The 8,939-nt window shown below is 44.3% G+C and carries 8 protein-coding genes and 1 pseudogene; 4 read left to right on the forward strand and 5 right to left on the reverse strand.

From position 1 onward, the window contains the following. Positions 1 to 310 precede the first annotated feature (310 nt). Positions 311 to 1,342: a UDP-glucose 4-epimerase GalE gene (gene galE / locus F6K37_RS24840; RefSeq protein WP_044495096.1), complete on the reverse strand. Its 1,032-nt coding sequence runs from the start codon at positions 1,340 to 1,342 to the stop codon at positions 311 to 313. A gap of 458 nt (positions 1,343 to 1,800) precedes the next feature. Next, positions 1,801 to 2,082, reverse strand: a complete 282-nt coding sequence (locus F6K37_RS24845; protein WP_008189281.1) for a hypothetical protein — start codon at positions 2,080 to 2,082, stop codon at positions 1,801 to 1,803. A gap of 241 nt (positions 2,083 to 2,323) precedes the next feature. On the opposite strand from F6K37_RS24845, the gene F6K37_RS24850 reads away from it, so the two are divergent. Next, the gene (locus tag F6K37_RS24850; RefSeq protein WP_008189279.1) at positions 2,324 to 3,538 is read left to right on the forward strand and encodes a DUF790 family protein; all 1,215 of its coding nucleotides are present in this window, start codon (positions 2,324 to 2,326) and stop codon (positions 3,536 to 3,538) included. Here the strand turns inward: F6K37_RS24850 and F6K37_RS24855 are convergent. Beyond that, positions 3,492 to 3,743, reverse strand: coding sequence for a hypothetical protein (locus F6K37_RS24855; RefSeq protein WP_287252824.1), 252 nt, complete (start codon positions 3,741 to 3,743; stop codon positions 3,492 to 3,494). The two genes, F6K37_RS24850 and F6K37_RS24855, sit on opposite strands and share 47 nt — an antisense overlap. Positions 3,744 to 4,017: 274 nt before the next feature. Between F6K37_RS24855 and F6K37_RS24860 the strand changes: the two are divergent. Then, a pseudogene (locus F6K37_RS24860) lies at positions 4,018 to 4,225 on the forward strand (helix-turn-helix domain-containing protein); the annotation flags it as partial. A 76-nt stretch (positions 4,226 to 4,301) separates the two neighbouring features. Here F6K37_RS24860 and F6K37_RS24865 read toward each other — a convergent pair. Continuing rightward, a complete protein-coding gene (locus F6K37_RS24865; RefSeq protein WP_008189274.1) occupies positions 4,302 to 5,111 on the reverse strand; it encodes a PQQ-dependent sugar dehydrogenase family protein in 810 nt (269 codons plus the stop codon). Between the two features lie 322 nt (positions 5,112 to 5,433). On the opposite strand from F6K37_RS24865, the gene F6K37_RS24870 reads away from it, so the two are divergent. Beyond that, a complete protein-coding gene (locus F6K37_RS24870; RefSeq protein ID WP_287252827.1) occupies positions 5,434 to 6,702 on the forward strand; it encodes a GTP cyclohydrolase II in 1,269 nt (422 codons plus the stop codon). A 92-nt stretch (positions 6,703 to 6,794) separates the two neighbouring features. Next, positions 6,795 to 8,231 carry a URC4/urg3 family protein gene (locus F6K37_RS24875; protein ID WP_287252829.1) on the forward strand — a complete coding sequence of 479 codons (1,437 nt, stop codon included), beginning with the start codon at positions 6,795 to 6,797 and terminating at the stop codon, positions 8,229 to 8,231. Between the two features lie 61 nt (positions 8,232 to 8,292). Here the strand turns inward: F6K37_RS24875 and F6K37_RS24880 are convergent. Next, on the reverse strand, positions 8,293 to 8,939 hold a 647-nt coding region (locus F6K37_RS24880; RefSeq protein WP_287252832.1), incomplete at its 5' end, for a CBS domain-containing protein.

Here is an 8,939-nt window from a genome sequence, read left to right on the forward strand (position 1 = left end):
TTGACATTTTTATGGCGCTCGCGGGATATTCCCGAGAGCTTTGGGAGATACCCCCTGGATGCTATTGCATCTTGCATTGGCGAGCCTTGGTCTATCTTGGTAGACTTTGGTAGCTAAAAAGTATCGGACGTAAGAGTTGACCATTGCGGTGCGCTTGACTAGGTCAAGCGCACCGGTACATCCAGCCAATTGGTAAAGCTGTCCCTATGTGCCTACTCCATAGTTTGATTAGGCGATAATAGTTAATTTTTAATCATACCCTACACCGAACGCCTAAGGCGAACATTCTTAATTCTTAATCCTTAATCCTTTATGCGACGGGAACTCTAAGGCCAGCATCCTTGAACCCATGGCGCTTCTGATGCCATTGCCAGGCGTTGGATAAGATGGTGTTTATATCGGAATACTGGGGATACCAACCCAGAAGTTTTCTGGCTTTGTCACTACTACCGACCAAAGCGGGCGGATCACCAGGACGGCGATCGCATTCTATAGCTTTGATGTTTTGTTTTGTGACAAATCTGGCTGCCTCAATCACTTCTTTGACTGAGAAGCCGTTGCCATTGCCTAAGTTAAAGATTTGACTATCCCCACCCTTTAACAAATAGTCCAACCCCAAAACATGAGCAGAGGCTAAATCCTTGACGTGAATATAGTCCCGAATACAAGTTCCATCAGCTGTGGGATAATTGGCACCAAAAATGGAGATCGACTCCCGTTTACCTAAAGCAGTAAGCAGCACTAAGGGGATAAGGTGGGTTTCGGGAGTGTGATCTTCCCCTAGCCTACCCTCTGGGTCAGCACCAGCAGCATTAAAATAGCGGAAGGTTACGGATTTTAAATCATAGGCGGTATGGAAATCCGATAGAATCCGCTCTACCATTAATTTACTCGCCCCATAGGGATTAATTGGGTTTTGGGGATGATCTTCTGGAATCGGTACAGTTTTTGGTACCCCGTAGGTAGCACAGGTAGAGGAAAAGACTAATTTTTTAATTGATGCTGCTACCATAGCTTCCAGGAGTGTTAGTGTCCCGGTGACATTATTGCGGTAATATTTAGCCGGGTCAGTGACCGACTCTCCCACATAGGCATAGGCAGCAAAGTGCATTACTGCACTGATATCATAGTCTCTAAAAAGATTGTCGAGTAATACCCGGTCATTGGTATCACCGACAACTAGCTTCACCTTTAGAACATCTTCGACTATGTCTCGATGACCATAGACTAAATTGTCTAGAACCACCACGTTGTAGCCAGCTGCCAAGAGTGCTAATACAGCATGGGAGCCAATATATCCGGCTCCCCCTGTAACTAGCACAGTTGCTTTGGATTGCGACACTTGAATACCTCGCTAGTCTAGATTTTTGCTTTTACCAAATTATTCCCTGGGATTGCTTGTAATTCCGCAAATTTGGGTAAAATAGTAATCCCATATGGAGATGCCAGATTTGATTTGGTGATGCTTGAACCTAATTGTGACGCAATAGTCAAGCTGATTCATTATTCCGGTTAATTATTCTGGCTTCAAGCCCCACCTCCTAGCGGTAAGGGGGTTGTGGGATTCAATGCCTGTCAGATGCGCTTTGACAACAGTTAAAACAATGTCCCATCCATCAGGATGCTCACGGGGGAGTGCTTATCTAGTCTGGGGTAAGGTAGTATTTCTGAGATAATCACAACCAAGATGGATGTCTTAAGGAAACCCTGAGGCTAATAACGGCTAATAACAAAGGCTTGGTTGTCATCCCACACTTTCGAGACCGGAAAGTGTGGGTAGTTATCACTGTGCGTCCCTAATCAAGTAACTTGACAATCAACTAATTTCACACGACCAGTCTGAACATGATCAAATATCCGATTAATCTGGTGGCGTTCTGCGTCGCTTATATTGTAATCGCAGAGGAAGGCACTCGTCAGCTGTAGATACTCTTGACGGCTCAATTGACCCCTGGTAATCATCTGGTTTACCATTGTCTCTATGTCCAGGTTGGATTGGCGTTCAGGTGTAGACGCCACAGATTTATGCTTTAGTCGGTGGGAAATCAAAAATGGCGATTCTGGGGATAGAGCGATTTTCATGATTATTTAGCACCTCTGTATAATTCAATCGAGCCAACCTGAATGGTTAGGGTCAAAGGAAGTATTGTGAGTAAAGAATAAATTTTGATGCTAGAAAAGACAGTTGACTAGGAACCTCCTTGACCATTTACTCTCTGTACCAGGCAAGCTGGCAGTGTCTTTACCCGTTGCTCTTTATCATGACACCGCCATTACCAGCAAGATATCACAGCAAAGAAAGAAAAAAAACACTTAATTATTAATGCTACCGACTGATTTGCTAATTAGTAGACAAAATGGCGAAGAAATCATTCCCAAACGGTTGCTGATTAACAATCAGACCTGTGCTATGGCAGCTGAGTTAATCCACTGCTTTATTGAGGCTACTGGTAGTACCCAAGGGGAACTAGACCGTAAGTTGTTGGATTGGGAAGGAGATAGCCCTGACTACCGGGTTAAACGAGGTTTAGCCCATATTCTTAAAACGAGCTTCAGTACCTTTGAAGTTGTTAGCCCCATAGACCCTAAGGCACTCCGCCAACGAGTTTTTGCCCTGGCGGCTCAATCTGTTCCTAGTCGCCAGGCAACTCAGACTACTCTAGAAAGCCTGAGCACTGCTTTATCTGAGGAATTAAACCAGGAAGTGTTGCCTGAGCAAATTTCTAAAGGACTTTATGCGGATTTACAAGAAAATCGTATTCTGACTCAATTCGATCACCCAGCACCAGAGGCATTACTGCATCGCTATAATTTATCTCAAGTTCAGGGTATTTTTTATCGGGCATCTGAGATGACTCTGAATGCTCATCGGAATGTTCCAGGGGAGTATAAGCTATTAATCCGCTATTTGAAGTTGTTTCAGCTGATGACTTACATTGAAGGGGATGCGGACCATGGCTTCACGATTACTATTGATGGACCGACTAGTTTATTTAAGCCGAGTACTCGCTATGGTTTAGCGATCGCAAAACTGATTCCAGCCTTACTACACGTTACTAAATGGAGTCTCAAGGCGACCTTACAAAGCCGTGACTCTTACAGCGGTACGATCAAGACGGGGCATTTTAGCCTTAATGACCGCTGTGGCTTGGTGACTCACTATCCCCCTGGTAAACCTTACGACAGTATGTTAGAGGCTTCCTTTGCTAAGCGTTGGGAATCTCAGAAAACTGAGTGGGTATTAGAGCGAGAAGTGGATTTAATTCCTATTCCTGGTAGTGTGATGGTGCCCGACTTTCGGATTGTTCATCCTGATGGGCGAAATTTCCTATTAGAAATTATTGGTTACTGGCGTCCAGAGTATTTAAAGAAGAAATTCGCTCAGGTGCGCAAGGCCGAATGTGACAATTTGATTCTGGCGATTTCGGAACGGTTAAATTTGGATAAAGCTGGGGTTACGGTGAAGAATTTGCCAGCTCAAGTTGTTTGGTTTAAGGATAAACTTTCACCGAAAGCTGTGTTGGAGCTTTTGGAATAGTTTGGGAAAATGTATTCTTGTTAAGTGCGTAGTGGAGTGACCATGTTAAATTAGTGTAATAGAGCCAGGGAGCGGTGAGAACCATGGGTAGAGGAAGACGGGACAAGATGGCACTGAGTACAGAGCATTGGCATTGACTCGAAGCAATTAGCCGGATTGACACTCCCATCACTAAATCTTTCGCGTAGCGTGGCCTTTTGGCCAAGATTATAGTGAGGGATTCTTAAGAGTAGAAAACCCTTAACGGCTGAGCCAAAAAGCCTCTACACCCTCCGTTCAAATCATTGGGCTTACTTTTTCAAGGTTTTTATTGGTTTATCCTTCTAGCAGAGGCTTTTCAGCTTGCCGACCGGCACCTAAAAGGTCCATTAATATACGATAATCCTAGCATAGATTATCAAAAAGCGCAACAGATCCAGTCTCCAATTCCCCTCCCGCTAACATGCGCGGGTATAACGGGAGTCCCCTTGGAGTTGAATGATGGACAGGCACCAGCCCAAAAAATCCTTCATGCACAAATCTTTTTGATGTCCGATGAAGGAGAGCTGGCAATCGAGTTCATGGACAGATAACGAAATCCCTCAAGCTCTGAATCGGCATCGCAACACAGTGGGTCGAATCCGCCAGGGATTTCTAGAGAAAGGGGAAGCGCTAGCATTGGAAAGATTTGCGAGAAGAAAGCCCCCGGTCATTGGTGACAAGTTAAGAGAAAAAGCCTTTTGTCAAGAGGGGGGATTGCCTCAGGGTTCAAGTCGTGTGAAACTCAGAACAGACAAGTAATTGAGCCATGGTGAATCCTGATGAGCGGCCACCGAAAAACCCACCGAGACCATGCCAAAAAGACCCAACGTCCGTGAGCTTCGGTATCGCTAACAGGGTAGCCATCACTACCGCCATCAGCTACAGCAATGTAGAGCAAGCCATAATCATCATCCCCTGGTTTAGCATTGGGATTAAAGCCCAATTGTCCAACATTATGATCTGGGTAAGGCTCTTCAATGCGCAAAATCTCACGGGATGTTCCGACAAAAGTATTGCTAGAAGGGTTTGTTGCCTTCCACTCGCGAATTACATCGTGGTGGGCACTTTCGATAATCTTCTTGTTACTGTCAATAATTGGTTTGGTAACGGGGAAGTCAGGAGTACTGCCAGTTTTAACTTCGCTAGTTACAGTATAAAAAATTCCATTCTGAGCAAATTCTGGATGAAAAGCAAAATAAGCGAAGCCCTGTTGAGGAGTTTCATAAGTAAAGTCTGCACAAATTAATTTTTTCAGATTCATATAAACAGTAGCAGTGCCGTCAACAATGACATACAACTTGCCACGCATATCGTTAACAAATAATCGTCCGCTACCATCTCCTGCATGGGTAAGCAGGTTCAAGCGAGCAGCTTTGTTTCTTCCAGTTCCACTATTGGGAATTTGAACAACTTCTTCCAATCCCACAGAGAGTTCTGACTTTTTAATTTGCTCGGGAATGGGATCGGTTATCTGGGCAGAAGAAATCCTGCCAACAGCAAAGATGACCAATAATAGTGATAAAATAAAACATAGAAGGCGATTTTTTTTCATAGATACATAATATGAATGCCCCTAAGTTAAGAGCGCGGACGCTAAAAATATAATAAATCCAAAAATACGAAACCCCTTGTTATAACTAGCTTGTGAGACTAGATTGTGAGCAATTTAGGTTGGAGTCATGGTGGCATAATGTGGTTTTTTGTATGTTACAGATCAAGGCACTGGTTGCATAATTCTTGCCCACTATAGCAATAGTAATAGAAACTACTGATAGTCCTGTTATAAATTGTTACTATAGTAGTTTATCCCTATTAACCAAGTCTTAGATACTAAGACCTAGACACTGGTTGGTGCATTCTACAGATTAACTATAATGGAAGATTCAAAAACTATAACCAAACCCAAGCATATTGTTTTAACCTCCCATCCTAACTCTTCTAGATGCAATTCTCCAGCAATTAACTGGGGAGAAAGTGACCCCCTCAAACGAGGACCTATTGTCGGTACCTTAGTTAACTCAGCTCATCGCAATGTTATTGGTACTCACTCAGGCTCCTATTCAGTGTATCGAGCTTTAGCCGTAGCCAGTGGCACACTCGAGCCCAATCACCGCCCGGATCTCACCAACACTGCTCCCATCGTTCCCATTGGTCCTCATCCCAGTTGGACTGACCCTAATTTGATTGTCTCTCTCGACCCCTTTGGGGCGATGGTAGGTGAGGTTTATAGCGATTTATATCAGCAGGGATATGACATTAGACCCACGATTGCCATCACCAAAGCTCATATTAATATGCCAGAACTACAGGATGCTGTAGATAAAAAGCGTTTAGCAATTGATGGCAAAATTATTAAAAACGATGGTAGTTTAGTAGTCACTAAAGTAGCAATTGACCCGGTTTGGTATCTACCGGGAATTGCCCAGCGATTGGACATTCAGGAAAGTTACCTGCGCCGTGCTCTATTCCAGCAAACCGGTGGCATGTTCCCAGAACTGATCACTCGCCCCGATTTAACGGTATTCTTACCCCCGATTGGTAGTATCACTGTTTATTTAATTGGTGATGTAGCAGCCATTACTGAACCCAATCGACTGCTGGCTGTACGAGTTCATGATGAATGTAATGGTTCTGATGTTTTCGGTTCCGACATCTGCACCTGTCGTCCGTATCTAGTCCATGGTCTAGAAGTCTGTGTCCAAACAGCCCAAGCTGGAGGTGCAGGTGTCATTGTTTATTTCCGTAAAGAAGGTCGCGCCTTAGGTGAAGTAACTAAGTTTCTAGTGTATAATGCCCGGAAACGTCAGCAAGGAGGTGATAGCGCTAATGCCTACTTCAACCGTACAGAGTGTGTCGCTGGGGTTCAAGATATGCGCTTCCAAGAACTAATGCCTGATGTGCTCAATTGGCTGGGAATTAAACGAATTGACCGTTTTGTCTCCATGAGCGATATGAAATATAACGCTATCGTTGAATCCGGTATTGAGATTATTCAGCGTATTCCCATTCCAGAAAACTTGATTCCCGCTGATGCCCAAGTAGAAATCGCTGCCAAAAAAGCCGCTGGTTATTACACTGAAAAGACAACTGAACTAGATGCGATCGCATTAGATCAAATTCAAGGGCGTGGTTTAGCCGATTAGTATTTATCGTCAATAGTCACAATAGTCAATAGTCAATAGTCAATAGTGCTTAGTTAACCCCGAATTGCCTATTCCGTAATTTCCTGTTGCCTATGTCACCTGTGGATAATGCACAACAGCAGTTAATCGCTTACTTAAGAACCCCATGGGCAATTCGGGAGAGATGCGATCGCATTTTCACCTTAGCTACTGCTGACCAGTTGCAGTACTTTCGCTGCAATTTAACCAAGCTAGAGCAAGTAGCTAACTATGTTATCGAGGTTATCCACCAGCACTACCCCGATTTCCAGATTCCATTTCATAGTCGCTGGCGGCATTTTGAGGTACGAAATGTCCCTCGCCTTCAGGAACTAGACCAGAAATTAGCAGGATTCACTCCACTCCAAAAAGCCCAAACCAAATTCGACTTAGTCATCATTAGCGTCCTGCTCGATGCTGGGGCTGGCAGCAATTGGCAGTATCATGAACCAGAAACCGGACTAGTGTTTCGCCGTTCCGAAGGATTAGCCGTTGCTAGTTTCCGCATGTTCTGTCAGGGAGCTTTCTCCAGCGACCCAGACCTACCTTGGCAAGTGGATGCCAAAGGACTTCAATCCTTGAGTGCCCATGACTTAGCCCAGGGATTCCAGGTCAGTCAAACCAATCCACTAATAGGTATAGAAGGTAGGCTAGCTTTACTAAAGCGCTTAGGTAAAGCAATGGTTTCATTACCACAGATGTTTGGTAAAGTCAATCCTCGTCCTGGTAACTTAGTAAATTACTTGGTAAATGACTTGGTAAATTACCACTTGCTAGATAAGTTGCAGGTTACCAAGGGATTGCAGGATAGCAACTTAAACCGTGAAAGTTGGGAAGACAACCAAAGCTTGGTCAAGTCACTTACAGATTCACAACCTCCCCAGGAGCAACCTGCAACTTCTAAACCAGCTAACCTACAACCTGCCAACCTACAACCTGCAACCTGTCAACCTGCCAAGCTTCTGAGTGCTACTAACCTATTCAGCACAGTCCTGGAGGGATTAGGGGATATTTGGCCAAAACGAGAATCCATAGCAGGGGTCAATTTAGGGGATGTGTGGCAACATTCTGCTCTCAAAGGGGATAACTACGGTTCCGAGTATGTACCATTTCACAAGCTCTCCCAGTGGTTAACTTACTCTCTATTAGAGCCATTGCAGGAACTGGGTTTAGAGATTACTGAACTTGATCAGTTGACCGGCTTAGCAGAATATCGCAATGGGGGCTTATGTTTAGATCTAGGATTACTAGAGGTAAAGCATAGCGCTATTTTAGAACAGTCTCACTTACCCAGCTCCGAAGTGATTATTGAGTGGCGAGCACTCACCGTTAGTTTGCTAGATCAAATAGCAGCAACTATTCGTCAACAATTGAACCTGAGTGCTACTGAATTGCCACTAGTAAAAGTCTTACAAGGAGGAACTTGGACAGCAGGACGTAGAATTGCTGTTCAATTGAGACCAGGAGGCTCTTCCCCGATTCACATAGAAAGTGATGGCACAGTCTTTTGAGTATCCTTTGGGTACTCAAGTCCAGTTGGCTGATCTTGTTCCGTCAGTTACCCATTACCCATTACCTCTTACCCTGAATAGCCTTTTTTCGTTCTTCGAGGATACTGCGAATGGAAGCTGTATCCAGAATTCCCATCAGTACACCGTTGTCACTAACCACAGGTAGCTGATCTAGCTGCTCTTTCTCCATAATTTTGACAACCTCTAACAGGGAATGGTCTGATTGAACAGTTTTCAAAGTCTTAACAGGCTTCATCAGTGCTCTTACTGGAGTCACCGGCCAATTAGAGGTAGGAACAGTTTTGAGATCCTCTACTATCACAACTCCTAGTAGTTGGCCCGCTTCATCAGTTACTAGAAACTTGCGCCACTGATCTTTACCGATAATGTACTCGTTGGCAAACTCCCTTAGAGACAAATCAGCGAATACAATTGGGCTGTTGGGAATGACCGCATCTTCTGCTGTCAACCCATCTAGCTGGTCTTGAACCATAGCAGATTGGGCCGACATGCCAGCATTTTGGAGCAAGAACAAACCAATTAAGGCAAACCAGATGCCATTAAAGCTACCATACAGTAGGATTGGAAGCACTCCATAAATAATTCCTCCCCAACCAAAGAACTGACCAACACGGCTAGCAAATAACACACCTTTGTGTGGGTTGTCCGTAACTTGCCAAACCAGTGCCTTCAAGATGTTACCCCCAA

Source organism: Moorena sp. SIO4E2 (assembly GCF_010671945.1).
Lineage (GTDB): Bacteria > Cyanobacteriota > Cyanobacteriia > Cyanobacteriales > Coleofasciculaceae > Moorena > Moorena producens.

Excerpts from the sequence above, each read along its gene's own strand:
- F6K37_RS24845 (WP_008189281.1), bottom strand. The coding sequence starts at position 2,082 with ATGAAAATCGCTCTATCCCCAGAATCGCCATTTTTGATTTCCCACCGA.
- F6K37_RS24850 (WP_008189279.1), top strand. The coding sequence starts at position 2,324 with ATGCTACCGACTGATTTGCTAATTAGTAGACAAAATGGCGAAGAAATC.
- F6K37_RS24865 (WP_008189274.1), bottom strand. The coding sequence starts at position 5,111 with ATGAAAAAAAATCGCCTTCTATGTTTTATTTTATCACTATTATTGGTC.
- F6K37_RS24870 (WP_287252827.1), top strand. The coding sequence starts at position 5,434 with ATGGAAGATTCAAAAACTATAACCAAACCCAAGCATATTGTTTTAACC.
- F6K37_RS24875 (WP_287252829.1), top strand. The coding sequence starts at position 6,795 with ATGTCACCTGTGGATAATGCACAACAGCAGTTAATCGCTTACTTAAGA.